This is a genomic window from Streptomyces sp. SID3343 (assembly GCF_009865215.1).
Taxonomy (GTDB): domain Bacteria; phylum Actinomycetota; class Actinomycetes; order Streptomycetales; family Streptomycetaceae; genus Embleya.
Genome location: NZ_WWJX01000077.1, coordinates 1 through 1031 on the forward strand (window position 1 = coordinate 1; position 1031 = coordinate 1031).

Here is a 1031-nt window from a genome sequence, read left to right on the forward strand (position 1 = left end):
CGCCGCCGCGCCCGCCACCCCGGCCGCCCCGGCCGCCCCGTCCAACGCCAACACCCGCCACAACCCCGGTCGAAACGATTCCGCGACCGAGCGCCCCACCAACTCCCCATGCCCCGCCACATCGATCGCCGCGAACAACAGCACCTCCCGCTCGACCGAGATCGCCCCGAGGATCTGCCGCCCCATCACCGCTCCCGCGAACGCCGGCGCCGACAACGACGACACGCTGCGGCTGCGCGTCGTCGCGTTCGGATACGAGTCCCGCAACGCCCGCGAGACGGTCTTGGCGAAGTCGTCCTCGAACAACCGCATCACCACCCGCAGATCGGGATCTACCTCACGCGCGTACAACGCGGCCTCCAGATTGATCGCGTCGTCGCTGGTCAGCGCCAACAACGCCCGACTCGTCCCGATACTCGCCGCCTCCAACACCCCCTCCCGGGTCACGTCACCGATCACCACCGGCACCCGCCGGGTGTGCGCGGTGCCGATGCCCAACGCCTGTGGGTCCCGCTCCACGGCCACCACCTGCACCCCCAGGTCGCACAGCCGATCCAGCACGCGCGTCCCGATCTTGCCGAGCCCGAGCAGCACGACGTGGTCGGAGATCCCTCGCGGCGGCGGCCGTTGCGTGGTCGCGGTACGGAACGTGCCCAGGCTCTCCAGGACGACCGCGAACAACACCGGCATCAACGCCATCCCGGCAAGACCCGACAGCACTTGGAGGACCTGCCGCCCCGTGCCTTCGCCGATCGCCGGATCGCCCATCCCGAACACGTCCAGGATCGAGCGGTACGCCGCCCGCAGCGGCGGATCCTCGGTCACCCACCACGTGAGCCCCGCGAACAGGAACAACGACGCGACCAGCCCGAACATCGCGTAGCGCAGCCGCCGCGGAAAGAGCGTCGCCACCGGCAGGCCGTGCGGCAACCGCGCCCGCGGCTGCGCCGGCCCCTCCGCCGGCGCGATCGTCTCAAGCACCGTTCGCCCGCGACCGGTCCCCGCCGCGGCCACGTCCGCGTCGCTCGGCA

General features: G+C 71.9%; 1 protein-coding gene. It reads right to left on the minus strand.

Annotated elements, in window-relative coordinates; all coding sequences use genetic code 11:
• A partial coding sequence (locus tag GT354_RS02740; RefSeq protein WP_346011815.1) for an NAD(P)-binding protein occupies window positions 1–981 on the minus strand: 981 nt, incomplete at its 3' end.
• Window positions 982–1031: the final 50 nt, after the last annotated feature.